This window comes from Frankia sp. CcI49, from assembly GCF_001983215.1.
GTDB classification, from domain to species: domain Bacteria; phylum Actinomycetota; class Actinomycetes; order Frankiales; family Frankiaceae; genus Parafrankia; species Parafrankia irregularis.
In genome coordinates, this window is the sequence record NZ_MOWP01000052.1 from 21,666 (window position 1) to 47,488 (window position 25,823).

Genomic DNA, 25,823 nt, shown 5'->3' on the forward strand with positions numbered 1-25,823 from the left:
ATAGATTTAACCGTAGCGTCGACGCGTCCGGATGGCCGGATCAACCGGCTGGGCGCGCCGCCCAGACTCGCGCATCGATGCGAGTCCGACCACCTCCGTCTCCGAGGAGAGTCGTTGAGAAATGTCCAGGGAACGTTCCCTGAAACGATGGAGCCCGTCGTCGAGGCCTTCAGCGCGACCTTCGACCCCGTAACAGGTGGTGCCGCCCTGTCGATCTGGCACGACGGTCAGGAGGTCGTCAACATCTACGGCGGCTTGGCCGACGTCCGGACGCAACGCCCGTGGGCGGAGGACACCAAGACAGTCCTGTTCTCAACGACCAAAGGACTCGCGGCTCTCACGGCCGCCTGGCTGGTGGCGAACAACCGCCTGGACGTCGACGCGCCCGTCTCCCGCGCGTGGCCCGAATTCGCTGCTCAGGGCAAGGAGAGCATCACGGTCGGCGACGTCCTCGCCCACCGAGCTGGCCTCATCGCCCCGGACGATGACATGACGGTCGACGACCTGATCGACATCCGAGCCTTCGCGGCCCGACTGGCAGCACAAGCACCCTTGTGGCCCAGCGCCTCGAAGCACCTTTACCACCCGTTCACCTGGGGTCCCCTCATCAGCGAGATCCTGCGTCGCGCCACCGGTGAAGATCTCCCGGAGGTCTTCGCGCGGGAGATCGCCACACCTCTGGACGCGGCCGTCACCCTTCGGGCCGACAACCACGACGTTGAACAGGTCGCGCACGTTACGACGTCGACGGAATGGAGCAATCAGGCTGCCCTGATCAAGACCGTGCTGCCGAAGGCGGCGCTGCGTGCGTTCACCGCCGGCGGCGCGCTACCGTCGGACCTGGTCGGCGCAGGCGGCGTGAATGATCCCCGGGTGCAGAAGGCTGGCCTCGTCAGTGCGGCCGGGCTTGGTACGGCATCTGGCCTGGCCCGGATCTGGTCGGCGACGGTCGCCTCGACCCACGGTGTTCGACTTCTAGGCGATGAGGATGTGAAGCGTCTCGTCGCGGTGCGGAGCGAGGGCCCCGGCTGGGACGGCCTGTCAGAGGACGACAGCGAGCAGCGACTCGTCACTCCGGACGGCGAGCTGAGTGGCGACGACAGCGTGTCCGGGTCCCACCCACGCTGGGGCGCCGGTGTGCAGCTCGGCTCCGGCTCGATGACATGGCTCGGACCCAACTCACTCGGCCATGACGGCGCCGGCGGCCAGACAGCCTTCGCCGACCCTGACTATGGCATCGCGTTCGCTTACCTCACGAATCACGTGCGCGCCACTCCCCCGTTCGGTCCGATCGTCGATGCTCTACGTATTGCTCTGGACAACGGAAAATGACAAAAGATAGTTATTCCGTTATAGCATGCGATAAGCAACCGTGCGCGGTCGCCGCGACGGTCCGGCTATCCGATATGACGGATCCGCCGGGCTATCGACGTGCCACGGCTACCCGATTGCGGCCGCGGCGCTTGGCCTTGTAGAGCGCGGCGTCGGCGGCCTCGAAGAAGGCATTGAGATCGCCGTCGGGGGTGGGAGTCGTCGCCGCGACACCGATACTCACGGTGACGACTCCCCTGTCGACCAACGGATGTGGTTCGGCCAGCTCCTCGACTGCAAAACGGCTCCGGTGAGCGAGCCGGGCGGCCGCACCCAGGCCGGTGTGTGGCATCACAATGGCGAACTCCTCGCCACCATAGCGAGCAACTAGATGGTTCTCACAGACATTCCTGGCGAGGCAGGCGGAGACCTTTTTGAGGCACCGGTCGCCTATGCCGTGCCCAAAGTGGTCATTGTAAAGCTTGAAATGGTCAATATCGACCATTGTCAGCGCGATTTGGGTGAGATGGCGTCCCGCGCGGTTCCATTCCACATCGAGGACCTCGCTGAGGCGCCGGCGGTTGGCCAGGCCAGTCAGCGGATCGGTAGTCGACAGCTGTAGCAGCCGGCGGTTCACGACGGAGAGCTGTTGGGTTCGTTCGGCAACCTTGCGTTCCAGCGATGCGTAGATCTGGGCGTTGTCCAGCGAGACCGCCAACTGCCCGGCAACCAGCATGATTCCGTCGAGGCGTTCAATCGTGAACGCGCTTCGGATCATCCGGTTCTCCAGGAGAAGCATCGCTCCCTGCGTGCCGCGAATTGTGATCGGCAGGGCCAGTAGGGAGCAACGGTCAAGATCTGCGAGGTAGGGGTCGCGGCGAAACCTGTCGTCGTGGGTCGCGTCGTCGATGACCAGGGGCTGGCGGGTCCGATCGACGTACCAGATGACCGAGGCCGGCAGCATATGCCGCCGGCCGGCCTCGTCGAGTGAGACGGTGCCGCCGTCGCCTACCGGCACGGACCAGCCGGCTTTCGCCTCCTCATGCAGCAACAGGTGGACGCTGGTGGCCCCGGTCATTTCCGACAGGATTCCTCCGACCCTTGCCCGTAGACCGTCAATGGTGGTCTCCGCACCGAGTGCCTGGGACGCGGCCGCGATACCGAACAGGTCGATGGTTCGGGTCGTGGCGGCGGGCCTGCACCCGGCGGGCTCCGCCAGCCGCCGCGCATCGGGATCCATGGTGGTGAACTCGATGCCCTGCACCGGATGGACCCAGTCGAGCTGGYTGACCTTCGCCGTCGCGCCCCAGGCCAGATACTGACGGCGGGCAGCCGCGAGCGGAGCGCTTCCGGCCTCCAGCATGCCGTGGGCGAAGTAGAACCGGGCGGTGCGTTCGAGGATCAGCGCTCGGTGCCATGGGCGTTCCCTCGTCGACGCCTCGCGCTGCGCGATGTCGAACGTGTACGCCGCCTTGCGGAAATCATCGACAGCCCAGGCCTGTTCTGCCTCGACCAGACGCAGCAGGTGGAGGAAGTTGACCGGCGCGTCGGCCGCGCGCGCGGACATCCAGGCGACCAACTCGTCCAGCTCGGCCAGCAAGGCCTCACGCTGACCGCCTTCAGTGGCCCGTGCCTGTGCCGCGAGCGACATAGTCCTAAGCAGGCGTGCTGTCGTTGTCACATACATCGGCTCGACCACCGGAAGCAACCGCATCGACGCCGCCGTGTGCCGCGCCAGCCTGGTCGGATGATCGAAGATTGCTGCGGCGAGCGCCGAGGTGACGTGCAGGTGAGCGAGTGCGAGCGGGTTGATGGCCAGCCTGTTCAGGGCAGACGCCTCGTCGGCTTCCGATTCGACGGCCTCTCCACGCAGAATCTTTATCAGATGGCGGCACGGCTGGACGGTCTCCACAAGATGCGCATTGCCCGTGCTCACCGCAGATGCGAGCGCCGCGTCGGCCTCGGTAAGAAGAGCGTCGAGAGACGGGGCGCAATCCAGCAGGTTGTACGTCAGCATGTAACGTGTGAAGGATGCATTCTGCAGATCCCCACTGTGGACAAGCGCCTCCAAGGCACGACGGCCCCTGGAAATATTGTCATCGAGGGAGTCGAACCAGTGTCCGGCACCGGCCGCGTAGAGGAACTGGGCACGTCCGATCTCAAGGTCATAGCCGAGTTTCCTGCTCACCGAGAGGAGGCGCTGCACGACGCGGTACCCGGTGTGATAGTCGCCATGGCGGCCGATGGTCACAAACGCAGCGCAGGCGGCCGGACCGAGGAAGGTGGGATGCGGGCCATGCTGTGCCCACATCTCCAATACCTTCACGGTCAGCCAGCCCAGCATCGCCTGATCGCAGAAGTAGGCCGCGGGCAGAAGCCGGTCGATGACCCTGCAGGCGGCGAGTAGGGAGTGGTCGATACAACCCGCCCGTCGAAGATCATCCGACTCGTTGGTCCGATCGATCCACCGACGGAGCTCGTCGAGCCCGCGGTCGATGTCCGCGTCCAGATGATCCCGCTCCGGGAAGGCGAAACCGAGGTGCCCGAGCTGGTCGAGGCCGAGCCGCATCGCCTCCCGAGCCAGGCCTCGGTTGGTCAGGCTGACAACCTGCGCCTCGACGGCCGCGGTGCGTTGGGCTGGATGGCTACAGAGCCGACAGACAGCTTCGTAGGCCTCATCGGCGTCTTCCAGCAGACCACGCCGGTAAAGGGCGGCGTGCCGCTCGGTGCCGACCGCGATCAGCTGCTCAGTATCAGCCGGATCGATGAGCGGCACCGCCGCGGTCAGGAACCGTTCCTCCAGCGAGTAGTTACTGAGCACCCGAGCCTGGCCGGCGGCCCGTCGGAAGAGCCTGGCCATGAGCTGCCGCTCCTCCGTGGCCTGAACCACGTCGGCGACCAGCAGATACTGCGCCGCCGCCACAGCGAAGAACTCCTCTCGTTCGGCCAGACGCCGGGCCAGGCACAGCCGGATGGCACGCTGTTCGGTCGCGGTGATCGTGTCCAGGAGTGACTTCTGCGTCCGATCGTGATGAAACCGGATGGCCGGCCGGTCGTCGTACTCCCGCACCAGCAAGGCGGCGGCGTAGGCGGGCGCGAGCCGTCGCTCGACCTCCTCGGCTGCAAGCCCGGTCCCCACCGCCAAGAGATCCAGCTCCACCCGCCCGGCCAGGCAGGCCATAACCATGAGCACCTCGCGGGTCTGCGCGGGCAACGATGCCACGCGGGAGGCCAGCAGCTTCCTGATGTCTAGGACGGCAAGCCGGCAACGCAGTGCGGCCCGATCCGACTGCCAGCCGCTCGCTCCAGGAATGAGCAGGCCCTCGTGACGCAGCGCGTTGAACAGTTCAACCGTGTCGTATGGACTACCCTCGGTAATAGGTTCAATCATCCGCGCCAACTCCGCGGCCGACTCAGGGGCAATCCGCAGGACGTCGGCGACCATGGCCCTCTGCCCCGCGGGCGACAGGTTCCCCAACCGCTGATGACGAGGTTGTACCGGCAGGTGACCCCAGCGGTCGAGCATCGGTGTCAGCGGGTGAGCGATATCTACCTCGTTGTCCCGATAGGCACCGACCAGAAGTAACCCCTCTGCCTGTTCCTCACTGCCGAGGATCAGGTCGATGAAACCCAGTGGTGTCCGCCCAGCCCACTGCAGGTCGTCGACGAAGAACACCACCGGCCGCCGCAAGGACGCGACGGTGCGCAGTACCGCGACTGAAGCGTGCTGTAGCCGCACCTGGGCCGTCATCGGATCACCCGGGTCAGGAGCGACCTTCAATAGCGCGGCCAGCTCCGGAAGGGCAGCGGCAACCAGTTCGGCGTTGGGTCCCAACGCCTCCAGGAGCTGGCCTCTGACCTTGGCCAGATACTCTTCTGGCTCGGCCAGCAACAACCGGCCTAGTGCCCGGAACGCCTGGCGAACACCGTCATACTCCTCGTCCCGGCGAAACTGGTCGAACTTGCCGGCCACAAACCAGCCGTTGTGTCCGGCCACAATCGGCCGGAGCTCGTTGACCAGGGATGTCTTACCTACTCCCGGCGCGCCGCTGACAAGGACACCGCGGCAGCCGCCCGCCATCGCCTCCGCGAACGCCTTATCCAAAGCCCGGATCTCGTCCTCCCGCCCGGCCAGCCGGGACGGTGTCAGGGGGCGCAGCGGAGAGTCGTGCGCGCCGGGATCGCGTACCCGCTCACCGCGGCGGAGCCGAGCGAGATCATGCACCAGCCCATCGGCAGTCTGGTAGCGATCGTCCGGCTCTTTCTTCAACAGATGCATGATGATCGCCGAGAACTCCGCCGACAGCAGCGGGTTCACCGCCGCGGGTGGCACTGGAACCCGCACCAGGTGATCCTGGATGATCCTTGACGGGTCGCTCGAACCGAACGGCGGCGCGCCGGTAGCCAGCTCGTACAAGGTGGCCCCGAGTGCATACAGGTCGGCCCGCTGGTCGACCAGGCGGGCGGTCCGCCCGGTCTGCTCCGGCGCCAGATACGGCACCGTTCCCACGATCTCTCTGTGATGGAGAAACGCCGGCCGAAGCTCGGCGATACTGGCCGCAAGGGCGAAATCGACCAGATACGGGGCACTCCCGTCCCCACACACCACGATGTTCGCCGGATTGATGTTCTGGTGCACCACACCCAGGCGGTGCACCCCGGCCACCGCGCGCGCAAGCGACTCAGCCAACTCGACCAGTCTGGCCGGGGGTAACGGAGCGGGGAGCTCTCGCAGAGCAACTCCCCCGACGTCAGTCAGGAGGATCGATCCAGGGCAGAGCGGCGCATCAGCCGCCAACTGTGCCACCCCGTCAACACCGGACAGCCGCTTCAGGATCTCGATCTCATGACCCAACCGCCGTTCCGCACCAGGCCCCAGCGGCTCCTTCCGGATCAGACTCCCAGCCGGCAACATCACCCGGGTCACTCGGGTCCGTTCCGTCTCGTGTAGCACGTCCATCCGCACTATGCCTGGCGGATGTCGGCCCAGCTCCGTCCTCTCTGATCCCATCTACACCCCGCACCTCGTGCCCCGTCTCGGCCTACGTTCAACCCATCCATCCAGTCTGCATCTGGCCCGATTGACGGCAACAACACTGTCCGATAAGAGATGTTTCCAAGGTTTTAGCCATCGACCTGGCCGGGCGGAATGATCCACGACCGACCGTAGCCGGCGATGAACCCGACATGCGGCGAATCTCCGCCCGCCCACCACATCCGGGCCGAAGCCGGCGTCCCATGCCATCTTACGTACAACCGGACAAATATCTAGCCGGACAGCTGGTCACGTCGGTTCATGCCGTGGACGGTGGGAAATCCCTAATGATTCCCGTGACGGCAGATCTTCCGTTTTTCGGCCCTGGCAGGCGAACGGATTCACGGCTTTCGTCCGCGACAACAAGGTCCGGCTTGGCGCCTGGCAGGCTGACTCGAATTCACCGCACGGAAGGCGGCCATGTGGAATCCACGCATCAATAGGTCATCCACCTCAGTAGGTGGCGCGGCCGCCGCTGATGTCGTAGACGGCGCCGGTGGAGAAGCTGACGCGAACCGAGGCGAGGAAGGAGACAAGCTCGGCAACCTCTTCGGGGCGTCCGATCCTCTTCATGGGAATCAGGCTAGCGATGTGGTCAAGCACCTCTGGTGCCGTGGTCGCGTTCATGGGCGTGGCTATCACCGCGGGCGCGATGGCGTTGACCAGGACGCCGGTGGTGGCGAGCTCCTTGCCAGCGGACTTGGTCAGGCCGATCACAGCCGCCTTGGAGGCGGAGTACGCCGCGAGGTTGGGGTTGCCATCCTTACCAGCCATGCTCGCGACGTTGACCACCCGCCCCCAACCACGCTCGACCATTCCCGGGACGAAGGCACGCATGCAGTTGACGGTGCCAAGCACGTTGATGTCGAGAGTGCGCCGCCATTCGTCCGCTCCGGTGTCGAGCAGTGGCCTGTTCGGGCCCACGATGCCGGCGGAGTTGACCAGAACGTCAACCGGCCCCGCCTCCCGCACGATGTGGTCGACCGCGGCCTCGTTGCTGACGTCGGCGACGAAGTCCGCCCCGTCAGTGAGGTCGAGGGTAAGCACCCGTAGGCCGTCAGCGCGCAGCCGCTCGGCCGCGGCGGCACCCAGGCCACTCAGTCCGCCCGTGACCAGGGCCGTCCTGGCGGTCACGTCCGGTGCGGTCATGAGCTCGTTACCTCCGCAAGGATTTCGAGAACGTGTCTGTAAGGGCGGCCGGTTGCCCGGCTCATCCCGAGTTCGCAGGTTCGGTTGAGCGATGCGTAGGCTGCCGCGTCCACCATGGCGACAGTGCGCACCTGCGCCGCGGTCGCCGAGGCGGTGAGCTCCGGGTGCAGGAGCCCGCGGTCGCCCGCGAACGCGCAGCAGCTCCAGTCCTCCGGCACCACGACCTTCTCCGCCACCACCGCCGCGATGCGCAGCAGCGCCGGGTTGAGGCCCAGCTGTGTGGAGGAGCAGGTCGGGTGCACGACCAGCGAGGACAACGCACGGCGGACATCGAGTCGCGGCAGAACCATCGCGTCGACGAACTCGACGGCGTCGAGGACCCGCAGCGAGGCGTCGTCTGCGAGCAGCGTGTGGAGGCCTTCCGTACAGGAGGCGGCGTCCACCACGACCGGCAGTTCACCACCGTTCGTGGCCCGCTGCAGAAGGGGCATGACCTGGTCGCGCATCGCCTTGTGACCCCGCGTGAGTCCCTTTGACTTCCACGGCGTGCCGCAACACAGGGAGGCGATGCCTTCGGGCACGCGGACCGGGACACCGGCTTGTGCGCACAGGCCCAGGAAGGCCGCCTGCACCCCGCGGCCTTCGGCCGCCGGCCCGAACATCGTGGAGACACATGCCGGGAAGTAGACCGCCACCACCGCCTCGGCCTCGAACGGTCGCCGTCGCGGGCCACCGCGAGGGAGGTCGGCGGACCATGACGGTACAGCGTCGTCGCCAAGCACCTTCCGGGCCGCCGCGGTGACGGCCGTGGGGATCGGTGCGGGCATGGCTTTGGCTGCGCTGAGCGATGCTCCGGCGGCACGGCTGGCGCCGTCCCAGTGCCTGGCCGCGGCGAGCCAGCCGCGCTCCGCGACGCGCCCGACCCCCTCGGCGCGCAGACGCCGGGTGAGGTCGCCGGTATTGATGTGGACCGGGCAGGCAGTGCTGCACATCCCATCCACGGCGCAGGTCTGTACCGCGTCGTAGTCGAAGTCGGCCGCGAGCTCGTCGGCGAGCGCCGAGTCGCCGGCCTGTCGGGCGCGTACGATCTCGCGGCGCAGCACGATGCGTTGCCGAGGCGTGGTGGTGAGGTCCCTGCTGGGGCAGACCGGTTCGCAGTAGCCACACTCCACACACCGATCGACCTCGGCCTCCACTGTCGGGGTCGACTTGAGGTGACGCACGTGCACGGTGGCGTCCTCGGCGAGGAGAACCCCCGGGTTCAGCAGACCACTGGGGTCGAGCAGCCTCTTGATCTGCCGCATGACGTCGTAGAGCTCGTCGCCGTACTGCCTGCGGACGAAGGGCGCCATCATCCGCCCCGTGCCGTGCTCTGCCTTGAGAGTTCCGTCGAGGCCGAGCACGAGGTCGACCATGTCGTCAGTGAAGGCGAGGTAGCGGCCGAGGAGAGCCGGGTCGTCGAAGCGCTCGTTGAGCATGAAGTGGATGTTGCCGTCCTTGGCATGCCCGAAGATCACGCTGTCGGCGTAACCGTGCCTGGTGAACAGTATGGTGAGCTCGCGGCAGGTGGGCTCCAGGTTTCCGACCGGGACGGCGATGTCCTCCAGCAGCGCGGTCGTGCCGGAAGGCCGAGCACCCGCGACCGTGGCGTAAAGGCCTTTGCGGATGTGCCACAGCGCGGACCGGCCGGCCGGATCCCGACTCAGCTCCCCGGGGGACTGGAGCCCGAGCGTGCCGAAGAGCCTGCCTGCCATGGCGATCCGGTCGGCCAGTGCGTCTGCCGTCGGCTGCTGATGCTCAACCAGCAACGCGGCGTGGTCGCGAACCGCAAGGCCTCTGAGCCCTTGGCCGGCCTGCGGGTCTCGCTGCGCGACACGAAGGCTTGTTGCGTCCAGCAGTTCGATGGTCGCGAACTCGGCAGCTACCAGCTCGGGCAGCGCCGCGGTGGCCTCAGACAGGTCGGAGAAGAGCAGAAGTCCCGTGGCGGCATGCGCCTGGACGGGGACGGTATGGAAGGTAGCGGTGGCGACGAACGCAAGTGTGCCCTCGCTGCCCACCACCAGCCGGAGTAGAAGCTGGACAGGATCATCGTGGTCGAGGAAGGCGTTGACGCCGTACCCCATGGTGTTCTTGATCGAGAACAGCCGTCGGATCGTGGCGACCGAATCGGCGTTGCTGCGGACCCGGTCCCGCAGCGCCAACAGGCCCGCGTGGATGTCCGGCTCGAGGGCGCGCAGTTGCTCGCCCGCGTCCGGCTCGGCGGTGTCGAGGACGTTTCCACTGGGCAGGACGAGGACCGCCGACTCCAGCGTGCGATATGTGTTCTGCTCGGTGCCGCAGGCCATCCCGCTGGAGTTGTTCGCCACGACGCCGCCGATTGTGCACGCGGACTCGCTCGCCGGGTCCGGACCCAGCTTGCGTCCATAGCGGGCCAGCCGAGCGTTGACCGCACGCACCGTCGCGCCGGGTTGCACCCGTACCCGGAGCCCGTCACCGAGGATCTCGACGCCTTGGAAGTGCTGGCGGGCGTCGACGAGCAGTCCGTCGGTGCCGGCCTGACCCGACAGGCTCGTGCCGCCTGAGCGGAAGGTGAGAGGCACTCCCTGCTGGGCACTTACCTGAAGCAGCCTGGCGACGTCCCCAGTATCGCGGGCGACGACGACGGCCTTGGGCTCGAGCAGGTAGTGCGACGCGTCGTGCGCGTGTGAAAGCCGGTCCGCCGCTCGGGCCCGGACAACGCCGGCGCGAGCCGCCTTCAGAACGGCGAGCAGAGCCGTGTCAGTGGGACTCACGACTTACCCGCGATCCCGACGAGCCGACGAGGAAGTCGAGGTCGACTCCGGTGTCGGCCTGGAGGACGTGGTCGACGTAGAGCCGTTCCCAGCCACGCTCGGGGTTGGCGAACCCTGCGATGGTGGTCTGGCTCGGCGTTCGCCGCGCGAGTTCCTCGGCCGGGACGTCAACGTCAACACGTCGGCCGGGCACATCGAGGACGATGACGTCACCGGTGCGTACCAGGGCGAGCGGACCGCCGGCGGCGGCCTCCGGAGCGACGTGCAGGACGACGGTGCCGTAGGCCGTGCCGCTCATCCGGCCGTCGCAGATCCGGACCATGTCCCGGACTCCCTGCTCGAGCAGCTTTTTGGGCAGCGGCATGTTGGATACCTCGGGCATCCCGGGGTAGCCCTTCGGCCCGCAGCCACGCAACACGAGGACAGAGTCGGCGTGCACGTCGAGGTCGGGGTCATCGATCCGGGCATGGAAGTCCTCGATGCTGTCGAAAACCACGGCACGGCCCCGGTGTCGCAGCAACTGGGGCGAGGCGGCGGCGGGTTTGACGACCGCGCCCGCCGGCGCGAGATTGCCGCGCAGCACGGCGATCCCACCGTCACCCATCAGCGGCTCCGCGCGGGAGCGGATGACCTCGGAATCCCATCTCGATGCCTTCCCCAGGTAATCGACGAGCGGTCGGCCCGTGACCGTGAGAGCTTCCGGGTCGAGCAGGTCCTCGACCTCGCGCAGGACCGCCAGCAGCCCGCCGGCGCGGTGGAGGTCGTCCATCAGGTAGCGCCCCGCGGGCAGCAGGTCGACGAGCACCGGGACGCCGGATCCGATCCGGTCGAAGTCGTCGAGGGTGAGCTCGACACCGAGCCGACCGGCGATCGCGAGCAGGTGCACCACGGCGTTTGTCGAGCCGCCGATCGCCGCCAAGGTGACGATGGCGTTGCGGAACGAGCCCTTGGTGAGGACGGAGCGCGGGCGACGGTCCGCTCCGATCATCTCGACCACCAGCCGACCCGTGTCGTGGGCACCCTCCAGCAGGCGGCTGTCCGGGGCAGGTGTGCCGGCCAGGCCCGGGATCACCGTGCCCAGCGCCTCCGCCACCAGTGCCATCGTTGACGCGGTCCCCATCGTGTTGCAGTGCCCCCGGCTGCGGATCATGGACGACTCCGAGCGGGTGAAATCCGCTGCCGACAGGGTTCCGGCGCGGACCTCCTCAGACAGCCGCCACACGTCGGTGCCGCAGCCCAGGGGCGTGCCGCGGAAGGTCCCGGTGAGCATCGGGCCGCCCGGGATCACCACGGCTGGCAGGTCGACCGAGGCCGCCGCCATGAGCAACGCCGGGATCGTTTTGTCACAGCCACCGAGGAGCACCACGCCGTCGATCGGGTTAGCGCGAAGCATCTCCTCGGTCGCCATCGCGGCCATGTTGCGCCAGAGCATGGCGGTCGGCCGGACCTGGGTCTCCCCCAGAGACACCACTGGAAGGTCCAGCGGGATACCGCCGGCCTCGTAGACCCCGTTCCTGACCGATGCCGCCACCTCGTTCAGGTGGGCGTTGCAGGGCGTGAGGTCCGACGCCGTGGTGGCGATGGCGATCTGAGGACGCCCGCTGAACGCGCTGGGCGGCAGCCCCCGGCGCATCCACGCCCGGTGGATGTAGGCGTTGCGGTCATCCCCGCCGTACCACTGCGAGCTGCGCAGGCGACCTGGTCGCCGTTCATCCACAGAGCCCACCTTCGTTCCAACTATTGGAATTCAATCTGCGAAACACGGACCCGACGAGCAGGAGGCCAATGCCGGCAGCCTACCGCCCTGTTCCATTCACTGGAAAGGTAGTCTAAAGTTCGGAACGTGACGGTGGACGACGAGCGGTTGGTCGGGGCCGATCGRGTGCTGGCCGTGCTGAAGGAGCTCGCCAGGCATCCCGACGGTGTGACCCTGGACGAGGTGACGCGCGCGATCGAAAGCGCCAAACCGACGGTGCACCGGGCTCTGGCGTCGCTTCGGCGAGCAGGCCTGGCGAGCCAGGACAGCCGCGGCCGCTACCTCCTGGGCGACGAGCTGCTTCGCATGGCGTTCACGTATCACGAGGCGCGGCCGGATCATGTCCGTATCCGGCCGGTGCTGGACACGCTGGCGGAGCGGTTCGGTGAGACGGTGCACTACGCCGTGCTCGACGGCCGCGAGGTCGTCTACCGGGCCAAGGTTGATCCGCCTACCGGAGCCATCCGTCTCACCTCGACCATCGGTGGACGTAACCCAGCGCACGCCACCGGCGTCGGCAAGCTTCTGCTGGCCTACGAACTGACCTCCCTCACGGCGATCAGGAGCTGGATCGGCGGGGCGCCTCTGCCCCGCAAGACCTCCAACACTCTCTGTACCGCCGAGGCACTGCACCGCGAGCTGGATCTCACCCGAGAGCGCGGCTATGCCGTCGACGACGAGGAGAACGAGATGGGCGTGACCTGCATTGCCCTTCCGGTCGTCGAGCTGTCCGAGACGAAGCCCCCCGGGGGGGTCAGYGTCAGCGCACTGGCCTACCGCACGCCGCTTGCCACCCTGGTCAGCCGGGTCGGCGAGATCCGGGATGTACTCGCTGCCCCGGGGGCCAAGAGTTGACCGCTATCGCGCAGGTGGCGACCAAGGAATCGTTCCACCTCGCGGAGGGACCGGTCTGGGACGCCACCCGTGGTCGATTGCTCTGGGTCGACATCCTCAAGGGCGACATCCTCGAGGGCGAGGTCGTCGACGGCGGCGGGCACGGGTCCAAGATCGCCGTGACCTGTCGCCGCTCCCTCGGCGAGATGGTGGGTGCGGTGACGTACGCGGCGGACGGCTCACTACTGGTGGCTGCGCAGGAACGACTTGTGCTGTTCGGGCCGGACGGCACCCGGGTCGACGGACCTCGGGTGGTGCCAGCGGGCGTCGACCGGCGCTGCAATGACGGCAGCACCGACCCGGAGGGCCGCTTCCTGGTCGGCACTCTGACGCTCAGCAAGGGCTCCCGAAACGAGTCCCTGGTCCGCCTCGAGGAGGACGGCTCGCTGGCGACTCTGGATGACGACCTGATGTTGTCCAACGGGCTGGCGTGGTCGGCCGACGGCACCCGGATGTTCAACGTCGACACCCTGAGGCAGGTCATCTACCTGCGTGATTACGACACCGCGACAGGCGCGGTCGGTGAACGCCGACTCCATGTGCGGATGGACAGGGGATATCCCGACGGCATCGCCATGGACGTCCAGGACCATCTTTGGGTGGCCATGTGGGGCGAGGGCGAAGTACGTCGCTATAGCCCCGACGGGGCGCTCGTGGATCGCATCGCCGTACCGGCTCCGCACACCTCCAGCATCGCCTTCGCCGGCCGCGACCTCGATCTCCTCGTCATCTCCACCGCCACGAGTGAGCTCACGGCCGACCAGCATGAGCAGTTCCCGCTCTCCGGCCGCCTGTTCACCGTACGGGCCCCCGTGCCGGGCATCCCGGTCGCGCCGTGGCGACCGACCTCCGCATTCGGCGGCACCTGAGGCCCGCAGCCCACACCCAGCCAACGCCGCCCGACCCTGGAGCGACACCCCATGTACCTGATGCGCATCGGCGCGCCCGGCGCCGAGAAGCCGGTCGCACGCCTCGACGACACGACATACGTCAATCTCTCCGACGTCGTGGCCGACTTCGACGAGAGGTTCTTCGGCTCCGGCGGCATCGACCGGATCCGCCCCGTCGTCGCCGAGCGCGCCGCAGCCGGTCACGTCGCGACATTCGCGGGTGAGCGAATTGGGGCGCCGATAGCTCGGCCCCACCAGATCCTCTGCATCGGGCTCAACTACTCCGACCATGCCGCCGAGACCGGCCAGGCGGTCCCCGAGCAGCCGATCCTGTTCACCAAGTCACCCAATACGCTGATCGGCCCGAACGACGACGTCCGCATCCCGCGTGGCGCCACGAAACCGGACTGGGAGGTCGAACTCGGCATCGTCATCGGCAGGCGCACGAGCTATCTCGAATCAGTGGACCTCGCCGAGGACGCAATCGCCGGCTATGTGCTGGTCAATGATGTCAGCGAACGCGAGTTCCAGATGAACGGTGGCGGCGGCCAGTGGATCAAGGGCAAGTCCGCCGAGACCTTCAACCCCGCCGGGCCCTGGTTGGCCACCACTGACGAGATCCCCGATCCTACGAAACTGGACATGTGGCTCGACGTCAACGGCGAGCGCCGCCAGACAGGCACCACCAGCACGATGATCTTCAACCCCTCCTTTATCGTCCACCACCTCAGCCAGTACCTCGTCCTCGAACCTGGCGACCTCATCAACACAGGCACCCCACCCGGTGTCGGGATGGGCATGAACCCGCAGGTGTGGCTGCAATCGGGCGATGTCATCGAGCTGGGCATCGAGCGACTCGGCGCCGCTCGGCAGAATGTCCTCGGGCCCCGATGACCGGTGCCACCATGAGGGCCTTCGTGCTCACAGGCCCTCGGAAGTTCGCCGTGGAGCGAGTCCCCGCGCCATCGGCGGCACCGGGTGAAGCGGTGGTCGACGTCGAGCGCGTGGGCGTCTGCGGCACCGACATCGAGCTCTACTCCGGCAAGATGGCCTACATCGAGCAGGGGCACTCGTCGTACCCCCTGAGGCTGGGGCACGAATGGTGCGGTCTGGTCACCGCCGTCGGGGACGACTTCGACGCGGCGTGGGTGGGCAGGCGCGTCATGGGCGACACCATGATCGGATGTGGCAACTGCCGTCGCTGCCGCAGGGGTAACCAGCACGTCTGCGAATTTCGCGGGGAGGTCGGTGTCCGCGACGGCCGCCCAGGCGCGTTGGCCGAGCAGATCTCGGTGCCGGTGTCCTCACTCCACGAGCTACCCGCCAGCGTGGACCCGGCGCTCGGCGCTCTGGTGGAGCCCGGTGGCAACTCCCTGCGGTCAGCGCGTGCCACCGAGGTCGGGCCCGGCGACCGCGTGCTCGTCCTCGGCCCGGGCACCATCGGCCTGCTGGTCGGCATGTTCCTGCGCGTTCAGGGCGCCGAAGTCCACCTCATGGGCCAGTCGGAGCCCTCCCTGGACTTCGCGCGCACCATCGGTTTCGAGAACTGCTGGACCGAGGAGCAACTACCCGGCCTGCCATTCGATGCGATCGTCGAGTGCTCCAACGCCCCGCACCTGCCAGGACTCGCCCTCGATCTGGTCGAGCCCGGGGGACGGCTCGTGTACGTCGGCCTGGCGCCCAGACCCAGCCTGATCGATAGCCGAGCGCTAGCGCTGAAGGACGTCAAGGCCGTCGGCATTCTCTCCGCATCGCCTGGACTCGACGCGACGATTAAGGCGTTCGCTTCCGGCGAGATCGACCCAYGCCCGCTTGTTGCCGCGACCGTGCGACTGGAAGAGGTAGGCTCCGTGCTCGCCGGTGATCGCCCGCTTCACGCCGGCCCCGGCCCGAAGCTCCACGTTGACCCGCGCCTGTGACCGGCGACGACGTCGACGCATTCATCGCGGGCGCGGGCGAGACCGTGCGATGGGACTGGTCGGACCGCAGCGAGACGCGGACGTGACCGGAAGCTCGCCGCCGAACAGCAGCCAGTCCACCCAGACGTCCCGTGTTCCGCGGGATAAGGCCGCTGTTCCGGCGAATCGGGCTGCGGGCGCCGGGGCCACGGCATGGACCCGGCGGCTGCGGCTGGCCGGCACCGCCCTCGTCGTCATCGCCGCTGTCGTGATGTTGTCGCGGCAAGCCCGCTACCTGCCGAAAAGCCCGTCCGTGCTGGCCACAGCCGACGGCCGCTGGGTACTCGCCGCAGGCGGCCTGTCCGTCCTGTCCGTCCTCGCGTTCGCCGGCCAGCAACTGGTGCTGCTACGCGCGCTGGGCGCACAGCTCAGTGCCCGACGCGCACTCATGGTCACCTACGCACAGACAGCCATCACCATGATCGTCCCGGGCGGGTCCGCGGCCGGGACAGCCTACACCCTGAGCAATCTGCGGGCTGCCGGCATCACCGTCGACACAGCTCTGGGAGCACTCACGCTGTCAGGCATCGCATCGCTTCTGGGTCTGTGCGGGATGTACGCCGTCGGCGCGGTGCTGTTCGGCGCCGCTTGGCCGCCAGGAGCACCACAGGTCGCGGCGGTACTTGTGGTCATGGCGCTCATCTGCTGCCTGCCGATCGCCGTCAGATCCCTGCCGGAGAGGGCGTTCCGCCGCCGACGGCAGGCCGCCAATCCGACGCATCGCCTGCGTACACCGGCGCTCGTCGCGTGCCGATGGCGTTGGGGTCGGTTCTGGATGAGGCGTGCACGCGAGGTCGGCCGGGCGATCGTGGTGGCGACGCACTCACTGCGGGAGCGCGACTGGTTCGTCGCCGTGGGGCTGGCAGGGCTGAACTGGGCAACGGACGCCTTCGCCCTCGCCGCGGCGGCCCGAGCGACGGGCGCGGACACGGACCCACAGACCCTGGGGCTCGCCTATCTCGCGGTCCAGGTGGGCCGGTACGTCTCACCGCTGCCGGGTGGCCTCGGCATCGTCGAGCCGACGCTCGCACTGCTGCTCTCCTCTGCCGGAGCGTCGGTGACCGAGGCCAGCGCGACCACACTGATCTACCGGGCCTTCTCGTACTGGCATATCGCCGCGGTCGGGCTTCCGCTGGGGCTCTGGATGAACGGACGCATCACGCACGGGTCGCAACCGAGCGAATCTACGACAGCGGTGGCAACAATGACCAGTGCCAGTCTGGCAACCGTGAAGCCACCAGAGCCAGCTTCCATATCTCCGCTTCCTCCGGCCCCGTAGAACCCCGGAGGGGCGAGATCACCTCACTGCGGCAGCACGTCCGCAGATCTGATTGTCCACAATATCGAAATACGCCGCCCTGTCATTGACGCGGACGAATGCATAACATTGCTGAAAGGCGCCCGTCGCCGGGTCGACCGTGACGGGTCTGAGCAGGCCACCTGCCGCGTAGTTAACAATTTCGTCCAGCGCACTATTCACTTTCTGGCTAGTCGGGCATTGGCCCGCGGCCGCGAGTGCGGTGATGAGCCTGTCCGTCTCTATGTAGGCACGGACCGCGATCTCCTGCTCCACCCGTCCGGCGTATGGAGCATATCGGGCCATCGCATTCTTGTACCTATCGACTGCTGGCCCTCCAGCCTCGAGCGGGGCATGGTACAACATCACCGACAATCCGGCCATGGCAGCCTGATCTGTCTGGACCAGATTCCCGTCGTACCCCCAGAAGGACAGCGCAACCCTGACAGGAGCGCCCATCCGATGCAAAGACCGCATGACATCAACAGAAACTTCTGGATCCGAGAGAAATATCACGGCGTCCGCATTCAGCGTGACAGCTCWCTGTGCAACCTGGTCAGGGCTTCCCACCGCAGATGCATAGACCTCGGTTCCGATGGTGGCGATACCAGCCCCACCCAGCGCCTGGCGAAGATAGTCCCCAAATGAGCTCGCGGGCGACAGACCGTCGGAAACGACCACCAGGACTCTTTTGCTATGGCCTTTCTGAATATACTGGCTCCAGGCGTCAGCTATCGTTGTCACCAGATCAACCGCGGTGAACTTTCTGCCACTCACCGATATTTTCGAGTCCACGTACAGGCCGGTCACCGGGACCTTCCGGTCCGTCAGGTACGATGCCGATGCACCCGCGAGGAAGCTGCTCGTCACCAGACCCGAGACGCCGACGTTCTCAACGAGGTCCGCGACGGCGCGCTTGCTGACATCAAGAGACATCTGATCGTCCCGCCAAACGTATACCACCTTGCGCCCGTGTACACCCCCCTCCTCGTTGGCCAGGCCTATACGTGCGTCGACGCCGGCCCGGGCCATACCGAAAGCCGTGGAGGACGTGCCGGTATCGGAATACATAAGACCGATTCGGATTTCATCTGGCGTCACACCCGGCGCGTCGCATACACTGATAGCCTCATGCCCTGGGGGGCCATCGACGGCGCAGCCAACTGCTCCGATCAAGAGTAAACCTACCCCGAAAATCGGCAGCCATTTCCCGCGTCGAGCCGAGCTCACGCGTTCCTGGCAACCGCCTCTCCTTCGCTGAAGTACCATTTCCCCMAACCTCGTCATGTCATCGCGGAGACAGCCGCCGCAACGATGTCCTGCTGGTTGTTAAATGCCGCAAATGCATCACGATCGATAACATTGGATAGGAAACAGAAGGAAAACCCGGTCTCCGGATCCGCGAACGCGATCTGCCCACCTCCACCGCCATGCCCGAAGGTCGACGGCGACACCGCGGGACCGAACGGATGCATCTCCAAGTCGATGTGGTGCTCCGGAATACTCAGCCTGGGATTCTCGTCGGTCGCGACGAGAAGTCCTATCGTGCGGTTCGCCGGCGCTCCGAGACGAAGTGGATCCGGCATCCGGTTCCGGATGTTGGCAGTGGCGTCGGCGAGAATCTCCCGGCTCCACAGCCGTTCGGGGTTGTGCAGCAGCGCCTGATAGAAGAGCGCCACGGATGCTGCATCCGAGATCGCACCTCCTCCGGGCGCTCCCGCCCCGATCACGACAGGGTCGTTCGCGAAGGAGCGGATGTCGAACAGCACCTTTTCCTCGGACCCCGCGGTAGATGGCTCGCCCGTCAGGGCCTCGAGGATGTCGAACGGGGCTGACCGGATATACCGGACGGGCCGGATTTCRCCGATCCGATCACCGGAGACACCGAGTTCGAGGCGAGCGATTCCTAGCGGATCGAGAACGAGCTCTCGGAGCGCCGTGCCGTGATCCAGCCCGGTCACCCGGGCCACGACTTCGCCGAGGACCCAGCCTGCCGAGAAAGGGTGGTACTCGTACCGGGTGCCCGGCTCCCACTCAACCYCCCACTGCTCCATGTGCCGAGCACGGCCCTCGCGTGTGCCCACGGCGTCACGCGGAATCATGGGGCTTGGGATCCCTGCGGTGAAGACGAGTAGGTCCTCGATCGTGATCCGGTCCTTCCCGTGAGCACCGAACTCCGGCCAGATTTCTGCGATCTTTGTCCGGAGGTCCAACTTGCCGTTGTCAAGCAGACGCCACACCAACGAGGCAAAGATGGGCTTGGTCGAGGAGAAGATGCAGAAGCGGCTGTCGAGCGTGGCCTCGCCGAACGCCTGGGCGGTGACGATGAGACCATCACGGCCGAACGCGTACTGCCCATCCGCAAGCTGGCCGTCTGACACAAGCCCTGCGATCAGTTGGTCGAGCTCTTCGAAGCTCATCGTCACGTTGTCCTTCGCGGTGGAGGGTTGGCGGGGTTACCCGGAGGAGCGCCCCGCTCGGGGCCTGTGGGACATCTGTCTTCGCGACAGCCGCTTAGAAGCTATATCGGCCGCTGCCGATCTCATGTCTTTGCCCGTTCCAGAGAACGGTCGCGGTTGTGTTGCACGGCACCGTGACCTCCAGCCGGTCTCCTGTCCACCGCACAGCAAGTTCCCCGAACTCGGTCAGAAGGGTCCGCGTGCATGAGGTCAGACGCGTGTCGGTGCGCGGGGCGATAACGGTATGCTTGTATCCTGCGATTGTCGCCTGAATCCCCGCTACCTCTCTGCAGATCCAGTCATCGACGCACCCGAACGCGTAGTGGTCGAAGCTGGAGATTGCCGGCGTGCCATCGGGGGACATCGCGTCCCAGCTCTCCCAGATAGCCGTTGCACCCATGTCGACCTGGTATAGCCACGATGGCTGCCGGGTCTCCCAGAGCAGCTCGACCGCGAGATCCGCCCGACCGATCTCCACAAGGACGTCCAGCAGATACGGCGTGGCGAGAAAGCCCGTGTCGAGGAGGCCGCCGTTCTCCTCGATCAGCTGGACCAGCTTGGCAGCGTAGGCGTCCCTGCGGTCAGCGGGAACGAGGTCGAACGCGAAGGCGAGGACGTAGCCACCCATAAGATTCGTCGGAAGCTCGTCACCGGCCATAAAAACCTGCTGAATCGCGTCCTTCATCCTGGCCGCCTGCGCAGCATAGAAGTCACAGTCGTCTACCCGGCCAAGCACGTCCGCGACATCGGCGAGGAGGCGAACGGCCCGATAGCCGAAGAAAGGCGCTACGTACGCGCTAGACTCCCTCGTGAACTCGAAGTCCCCMTCCTCCTGTTTCCGGCTCGGGATGAGCCATTCACCGAAGTGAAAACCAGTGTTCCAGAGATAGCGGTCGAGCTCTTCTGGGATGCTGTCAGGACCGCGCCGGTTCCGCGCTGTGGTGATTATGCTGTCGCACCAGGACTTCATCGAGGAAAATGCATCGCGCAGAACAAGGGTGTTCCCGGTCGCACGATACATCTCCCAGGGAACAATCACCGCCGCGTCGCTCCATCCTGCAATTCCAGTCACGCCCTCGCCGCCGAACTGCTCGCTGGTGCGGAGCGAGAGGCGCTCGTAGAGATTCGTGAACGGAACGGTCATCGGCACGACACCGTCCGCGCGCTGCTCAGCCGAGAGATTTCGCAGCCAGGCGGACAGAAACGAAGTCATGTCTTCGTTGACGAAGGCTGCGGGAACATATATCTGGATGTCGCCAGTGAAGCCCGCCTTCTCCCGTGTCGGACAGTCGGTGGGGATCGACATCATGTTGTTCCGCTGCGACCAAAGAATGTTCTCGTGGAGCCGGTTGAGGCGCGGATCCGAGCTCTCGAAGGTGCCGGTACACTCTTTTGGTGTCGTGAGAACGACGGCCGCGAAGTCGTCCTTGCTCACCGACGGCAGACCCGACACGCGAATGTACCGGAAGCCGTGGAACGTAAACAGGGGCTCGTACTCGCGAGGTGCACCGTCCGAGACGTACACATCCTTCTGACCCGCGATCATCGAGTTGAAGTAACCTCCGTCGGCGGTGGTCACCTCGAAGTGCTCGAGGGTGATCTCGGTTCCCGCCGGCGCGTCGATCTTCACACGAGACCGGCCAGCCACGATCTGACCGAAGTCGACGATGAGATCCCCTTCCGGGGACGCATAGGTCACCACGGCGGGCAGGAGCGCCACCGGCCGGATCGGATCGATTGGCTGAGCCACGAGATTGCTGTAGCCAAGATCGACAATCTTGACCGGTCGCGGATCACCGAACGAAGCCCTCGCGTCAAATCGCTCGCCCCAGTACAGGTCCGATGACTGCACCGGGCCAGTTCGGCAGATCTCGCTGCCATCCGAGAAGATTGTCTCCGTCGAATCATTCTCGTATTCGAGTTCCAGCTGGAAGAGAACCGCTGGAAGTTCGCGAAGCTCGTACGAAAGCGGACGCGTCACCGGGCAGAAATACCATCCGTCACCGACGTACATCGATAGGGTGTTCGCCCCCTCCCGCAGCTGGGCGGTGACGTCGTAGGTCTGGTAGTAGAGCCTCCTCCGATAGACCGAGAACTCGGGGGCGAGTTCACGGTCATCGGGACGGAGCCCGTTGAGGGTCAAGCGGTAGACGCCGAGTGCCGTGGCGTAGAGGCGGGCGGATCGAATTGGGTGGTGAACCGCGAAGTTCCTGAGGAACTCGACGGCGGGCGGCTGTGTCCCGTGCCCCCAGCTCTCAGCTGCGGGCCGTGGGATCGTGCTCTCCACCCACCTCGCAGTCCAGGCCGTGTCGAGGAAGGCCGTCTCGAAACCCGCGGAGGCCGTATCAGTGTTGCCGTGGTTGTCCTCGACCGTGACCGCCCAGCGATAGCGGGTCCGGCTGCGAAGAGGGCTGCCTGAGTATTCGACGAACGACTGTGATTCGCTGGCGACGAGCCCGGTGTCCCACACTGTGCGATCACCGTCCTCGACCGTGATCCGGTACGAGGTCTGCAGGGTGTCACGCTCGGGGCTGGAGATGCACCATGAGAACTCGGGGACCTGGTCGATGCCGACCGGCTCGATCCGGTGGAGTGTGCGGAGACGCTCGACTCGCATCAGCGGGTCACCGTAGGCGCGTGGCGATGGGTGGTGATCCATTCACTCATGCGAGTGAGGGTCTCGTCGGCCTCCGGCAGGCCCGGTCGGTTCAGATGTCCATGAAGCACAGCTGGCACGGTTCCTGAGACCACCTCGACACCTGCAGCACGGAGCTGCTCGGCGAACTTCTCTCCGGAGGCGCGTAGCCCGTCGTACTCACAGTTGAAGATGAGTGTCGGTGGCAGCCCGAGGAGATCAGCCGCCAACACTCCGGGCGTCGCGTAGGCCGCCGCCTCGTCGGCCGGCGATCCCAGGTAGTTCTCGAGCACGGGGGTGAAAATCTCGGGGGCGAAGGCCATCGCGGGAGTGAGAGAGGCCAGCTTCTCCGCAAGCTCGGTGGACGGCATCGGAAGCACAGGATGAACTACCGGGTAGGCAAGGATCACGGAGGCGGCTTGGGCCTCACCGGCGTCGCGTAGGCGAAGCGCGGCTCCAGCAGCCAGGCACGCACCGGCGCTCGCGCCGCCGATGCTGACCCGGGCGGGGTCCGCTCCCAACGCTTCCGCGTGCTGAACTGCCCAGCCGAACGCCGTGACCACGTCGTCGTTGGGCGCCGGGTAGTGCACGCCCTCGACACACAGGCGGTAGTCCACTGAGACGACCACGGCGTCTGCCCGAGCAGTCAGCTCACGTGCGACGGCATCTGCCTCGGGCATGTCAAGGTCGCCGCCGAGGAACGCCCCGCCATGGCTCCAGACGAGTAGCGGCCGGTCGGCCCCAGCGGTGTAAGGCCGATAGATCCGGATCCTGAACGCGTCTGAGGCCACCCTTATGGTGACCTCGCTGACCTCCGCGGCCGGCGCCGCATAGCCGGCTTCCGTGGGCCGCGGCCGCATCAGCCGTGCTATCAACTCCGGGTCGCCTGGCTGCTGTGCGTCCGGGCGGACGGCCTCAAGTTCCATGTGAAGAGCCCGGATGCGGTCGAAATACGGGTCACTCATCGTATCTTCCTACTTTTCCGAGTGCACGGTCATCGCCATCAATGACTCGATGGCCCCGGGCGGAATCCCCTCGCCAACGAGATTGACAATCTTCTGCATCGGAAGCGATCCGAGCACACGTAGTGTGCCCGGCTGGGCGAGACCGAACAACAGTTTGGACTCCAGCGTTTCGAGTAGGATCGGCCCCACGACCGGATGATCGAACCACTCCTGCACCGTCGACCGCAGGGTGAGTTCGCGGACAATATGGTCGCCGCCGAGAATCACGGTTTCCTCCGCATCCGAGGTGAGCGCGTCACGGCCAAGAATCACTCGGTACTCACCTGGTGTCACACACCAGTCCGAGAGCTCGGTGTCCCAGTAGGCGAAGGCCCTCCGATCGAGCGCCAGCTCGAGGTCGGCAGACCGACCCGCCGGAATGAAGACCTTCGCGAACGCACGCAGCTCGCGGGCCGGCCGCTGCACAAACCCGCGGGAGGACGCATCCACGTAGATCTGAATGACATGTGCACCGTCGCGGTCACCCACGTTTTCGACTGCGACGGACACCGTGACCCGGTCGGAGCCGGTAACCGAGACCTGGAAGCGTCGGACACGGAAAGTCGTGTAGCTCAGGCCATGACCGAACGGATAGCGAACAGCAACCCCGGTCGTCGCGACGGACCGGTATCCAACAAAAAGTCGTTCACCGTAGACTACATGGCCTTGCTCACCCGGAAAATTGGTGAATGAGGCCGTGTCCTCGAGCCGCATCGGAATAGTTTCCGCAAGCTTGCCGGAAGGGTTCACGACGCCGTAGATAATCTCCGCGAGAGCGCTGCCCCCAGCCTGACCGAGAAGAAACCCGTCGACGATCGCGTCGACATCGTCGTGCCATCCTTCGAGCCCCACTACCCCACCGTGCGACAGCACGACCACCGTCTTCGCGGAAACCGTGCTCACCGCCCGGATGAGCGCAGTCTGCGCTTCCGGAAGGTCGATGGAGGTGCGATCGAAGCCTTCCGACTCATCCGCCTCACCGAGTCCGACGAAAATGACTGCGACCTCGCACGCGGCGGCCGCGGTCACTGCGGCCTCCCGCAGGGGTCGGGGGTCACCATCCCCATCAACGTCATAGCCTGCCGCGAACTCGATCGGACCGCGGGCGTGCTCTTCGGCCGCGCACAGGAACGAGTCGATCCGGGTGGCGTTGACATGCGAGCTGCCCCCACCCTGGAAGCGCGGAGTTCTGGCGAACTCGCCGATGACCACGATCCGAGCATCGGGAGAAAGGGGCAGGACATCCTCGTTCTTCAGAAGAACGGTGCAGGCCGAAGCCGCTTCCCGTGCGATCGCATGATGAGCATCTGGATCGACAGCATTCGTCTCGCCCAGGCCGTATCTGCCGAGCCGGCGCACTCGCTCGGCACTCTCACTGACCACCGCCTCGTCGAGCTCACCTGCCACGACGGCTGCCATCAGTTCGCGGACGCTTCGTCCCCTGGTCCCAGGCATTTCGAGATCCACCCCGGCGCGCACCGCCGCTGCCGGGTCGTGAACGGCACCCCAGTCCGACACCACGGCACCGGTGAAGCCCCACTGACGGCGGAGGACTTCGGTCAGCAGCCAGCGGTTCTCCGAACCGTAAACCCCGTTTATCTTGTTGTAGGCACACATTACCGTCGCGGGCTCTGCCTCTTTGACCACCCGCTCGAATGCCGGGAGGTAGATCTCACGGAGCGTCCGTTCATCCACATCCGCGCTGACCCGCATGCGGTCGGTTTCCTGGTTGTTGGCAGCGAAATGTTTCACCGACGCACCGACTCCCGTACTCTGGACGCCCTTCACGTAGGCGGCACCGAGAACACCTGAGAGCAAAGGATCTTCCGATAGATACTCGAAGTTTCGCCCACACAAAGGGGACCTCTTGATGTTCACCCCGGGCCCTAGTATGATATCGATGCCAGCAGCCTGAGCCTCCCGTCCGAGGGCCTCACCGACCTTCGCGACGACCCCAGGATCCCAGCTTGATCCAAGCGCAACCGCAGGGGGAAAACAGGTCGCGGGCAGGCTTGGCAGGAATCCCAGGGGGTCGCCGCCCTCTTCCTGAACACGCAAGCCGTGTGGCCCGTCCGAAAGCCGGACTGAGCGGATACCGGCGCTTTCTACTGGCTGCGTCGACCACGTGTCTCGTCCCGACAGAAGCGTCACCATCTGTTCTGTCGTCAGCGTGATTGTATGCTGTTCCTGGTTCTCCGTGGTTTCAGTCACCTCTGTGGGTCCTCTCTGAGCGAGATCTCGTAGGAGCCTCCCTCAAGCATCCGGGCGCTTCCGTCAGGTAGGTGTAGCTCCGCAGCGAGGCCCTCGAGAACGGCACAGTGGACCGTGACAGTCTGGTCGCGATTGCGTCGCCAGACGCACTCGACCCGTCCGGACCGTGTCTCAAGTGCACCCTTCGCCCAGTCCAGGCCTCGGCCGGGAAGCGGCGGATCCTGGAGTACCCAACCCGGCGCCAGTACACCTGCGCTCACCGCCTTGCCGTCAGTACGAGCTTCGAAGACGCCGTGGGCGGGTGCCTCGCAGGACGGCTCTCCTGATCGGCTCCGTGGCGTCGAGACCGGTCTCGACACTGGGAACGAAGGCCTGGAACTCGTCCGCCGCGGTGACCATCTGCACATTGTCAAGCATGCGAGTGATCAACTG

Annotated in this window: 17 protein-coding genes; 6 read left to right on the forward strand and 11 right to left on the reverse strand. The window is 66.0% G+C overall.

Translation table 11 applies throughout. From position 1 onward, the window contains the following. Positions 1–147: 147 nt before the first annotated feature. Complete coding sequence (locus CcI49_RS38115; protein ID WP_076834538.1) at positions 148–1,332, forward strand: serine hydrolase domain-containing protein; 1,185 nt, start codon at positions 148–150, stop codon at positions 1,330–1,332. A gap of 91 nt (positions 1,333–1,423) precedes the next feature. On the opposite strand, the gene CcI49_RS38120 is transcribed toward CcI49_RS38115, so the two are convergent. The 4 genes from CcI49_RS38120 to CcI49_RS38135 all read right to left on the reverse strand — a co-directional run bounded on the left by CcI49_RS38120 (position 1,424) and on the right by CcI49_RS38135 (position 12,004). Then, positions 1,424–6,322: a diguanylate cyclase gene (locus tag CcI49_RS38120; protein ID WP_076834540.1), complete on the reverse strand. Its 4,899-nt coding sequence runs from the start codon at positions 6,320–6,322 to the stop codon at positions 1,424–1,426. 477 nt (positions 6,323–6,799) lie between these two features. After that, complete coding sequence (locus tag CcI49_RS38125; protein WP_076834542.1) at positions 6,800–7,495, reverse strand: SDR family NAD(P)-dependent oxidoreductase; 696 nt, start codon at positions 7,493–7,495, stop codon at positions 6,800–6,802. Beyond that, on the reverse strand, positions 7,492–10,287 hold the full coding sequence (locus CcI49_RS38130; RefSeq protein WP_076834544.1) for an FAD-binding and (Fe-S)-binding domain-containing protein: 2,796 nt from the start codon (positions 10,285–10,287) through the stop codon (positions 7,492–7,494). The genes CcI49_RS38125 and CcI49_RS38130 overlap by 4 nt, the downstream gene beginning before the upstream one ends. Then, a complete protein-coding gene (locus CcI49_RS38135; protein ID WP_076834546.1) occupies positions 10,274–12,004 on the reverse strand; it encodes an IlvD/Edd family dehydratase in 1,731 nt (576 codons plus the stop codon). The genes CcI49_RS38130 and CcI49_RS38135 overlap by 14 nt, the downstream gene beginning before the upstream one ends. 126 nt (positions 12,005–12,130) lie before the next feature. On the opposite strand from CcI49_RS38135, the gene CcI49_RS38140 reads away from it, so the two are divergent. From CcI49_RS38140 to CcI49_RS38160, 5 genes are read left to right on the forward strand one after another with little or no spacing between them, the layout of a single operon-like run. Next, positions 12,131–12,898, forward strand: coding sequence for an IclR family transcriptional regulator (locus CcI49_RS38140; protein ID WP_054571312.1), 768 nt, complete (start codon positions 12,131–12,133; stop codon positions 12,896–12,898). Beyond that, positions 12,895–13,806, forward strand: coding sequence for an SMP-30/gluconolactonase/LRE family protein (locus CcI49_RS38145; RefSeq protein ID WP_054571311.1), 912 nt, complete (start codon positions 12,895–12,897; stop codon positions 13,804–13,806). The genes CcI49_RS38140 and CcI49_RS38145 overlap by 4 nt, the downstream gene beginning before the upstream one ends. A 51-nt stretch (positions 13,807–13,857) precedes the next feature. Next, positions 13,858–14,721 carry a fumarylacetoacetate hydrolase family protein gene (locus tag CcI49_RS38150; RefSeq protein WP_054571310.1) on the forward strand — a complete coding sequence of 288 codons (864 nt, stop codon included), beginning with the start codon at positions 13,858–13,860 and terminating at the stop codon, positions 14,719–14,721. Further along, positions 14,718–15,746 (forward strand): alcohol dehydrogenase catalytic domain-containing protein, encoded by a 1,029-nt coding sequence (locus CcI49_RS38155; protein WP_076834548.1) that lies wholly within the window; start codon positions 14,718–14,720, stop codon positions 15,744–15,746. The genes CcI49_RS38150 and CcI49_RS38155 overlap by 4 nt, the downstream gene beginning before the upstream one ends. 49 nt (positions 15,747–15,795) lie before the next feature. Next, positions 15,796–17,064 carry a lysylphosphatidylglycerol synthase transmembrane domain-containing protein gene (locus CcI49_RS38160; protein ID WP_083749967.1) on the forward strand — a complete coding sequence of 423 codons (1,269 nt, stop codon included), beginning with the start codon at positions 15,796–15,798 and terminating at the stop codon, positions 17,062–17,064. A gap of 18 nt (positions 17,065–17,082) precedes the next feature. Here CcI49_RS38160 and CcI49_RS38165 read toward each other — a convergent pair whose 3' ends face one another. From CcI49_RS38165 to CcI49_RS42905, 7 genes are all read right to left on the reverse strand, one after another. Then, positions 17,083–18,369, reverse strand: a complete 1,287-nt coding sequence (locus CcI49_RS38165; RefSeq protein ID WP_083749968.1) for an ABC transporter substrate-binding protein — start codon at positions 18,367–18,369, stop codon at positions 17,083–17,085. Beyond that, a complete protein-coding gene (locus tag CcI49_RS38170; RefSeq protein ID WP_076834552.1) occupies positions 18,366–19,502 on the reverse strand; it encodes a serine hydrolase domain-containing protein in 1,137 nt (378 codons plus the stop codon). The genes CcI49_RS38165 and CcI49_RS38170 overlap by 4 nt, the downstream gene beginning before the upstream one ends. A gap of 94 nt (positions 19,503–19,596) precedes the next feature. After that, positions 19,597–22,158, reverse strand: a complete 2,562-nt coding sequence (locus CcI49_RS38175; RefSeq protein ID WP_076834554.1) for an alpha-L-rhamnosidase — start codon at positions 22,156–22,158, stop codon at positions 19,597–19,599. Then, complete coding sequence (locus tag CcI49_RS38180) at positions 22,158–23,141, reverse strand: alpha/beta hydrolase (RefSeq protein ID WP_076834557.1); 984 nt, start codon at positions 23,139–23,141, stop codon at positions 22,158–22,160. Before CcI49_RS38180 ends, CcI49_RS38175 begins: the two co-directional genes overlap by 1 nt. 9 nt (positions 23,142–23,150) lie before the next feature. Continuing rightward, complete coding sequence (locus CcI49_RS38185) at positions 23,151–25,391, reverse strand: glycoside hydrolase family 3 C-terminal domain-containing protein (protein WP_241840525.1); 2,241 nt, start codon at positions 25,389–25,391, stop codon at positions 23,151–23,153. Continuing rightward, on the reverse strand, positions 25,388–25,651 hold the full coding sequence (locus tag CcI49_RS44650; RefSeq protein WP_198955751.1) for an alpha-L-rhamnosidase C-terminal domain-containing protein: 264 nt from the start codon (positions 25,649–25,651) through the stop codon (positions 25,388–25,390). Before CcI49_RS44650 ends, CcI49_RS38185 begins: the two co-directional genes overlap by 4 nt. A gap of 10 nt (positions 25,652–25,661) precedes the next feature. Further along, the gene (locus CcI49_RS42905; protein ID WP_198955752.1) at positions 25,662–25,808 is read right to left on the reverse strand and encodes a hypothetical protein; all 147 of its coding nucleotides are present in this window, start codon (positions 25,806–25,808) and stop codon (positions 25,662–25,664) included. Between the last annotated feature and the right edge of the window lie 15 nt (positions 25,809–25,823).

Bases quoted from the DNA above. Each gene is read 5' to 3' on its own strand.
- CcI49_RS38115 (WP_076834538.1), top strand. From the start codon at position 148: ATGGAGCCCGTCGTCGAGGCCTTCAGCGCGACCTTCGACCCCGTAACA.
- CcI49_RS38125 (WP_076834542.1), bottom strand. From the start codon at position 7,495: ATGACCGCACCGGACGTGACCGCCAGGACGGCCCTGGTCACGGGCGGA.
- CcI49_RS38150 (WP_054571310.1), top strand. From the start codon at position 13,858: ATGTACCTGATGCGCATCGGCGCGCCCGGCGCCGAGAAGCCGGTCGCA.
- CcI49_RS38160 (WP_083749967.1), top strand. From the start codon at position 15,796: ATGGGACTGGTCGGACCGCAGCGAGACGCGGACGTGACCGGAAGCTCG.
- CcI49_RS38180 (WP_076834557.1), bottom strand. From the start codon at position 23,141: ATGAGTGACCCGTATTTCGACCGCATCCGGGCTCTTCACATGGAACTT.
- CcI49_RS42905 (WP_198955752.1), bottom strand. From the start codon at position 25,808: ATGCTTGACAATGTGCAGATGGTCACCGCGGCGGACGAGTTCCAGGCC.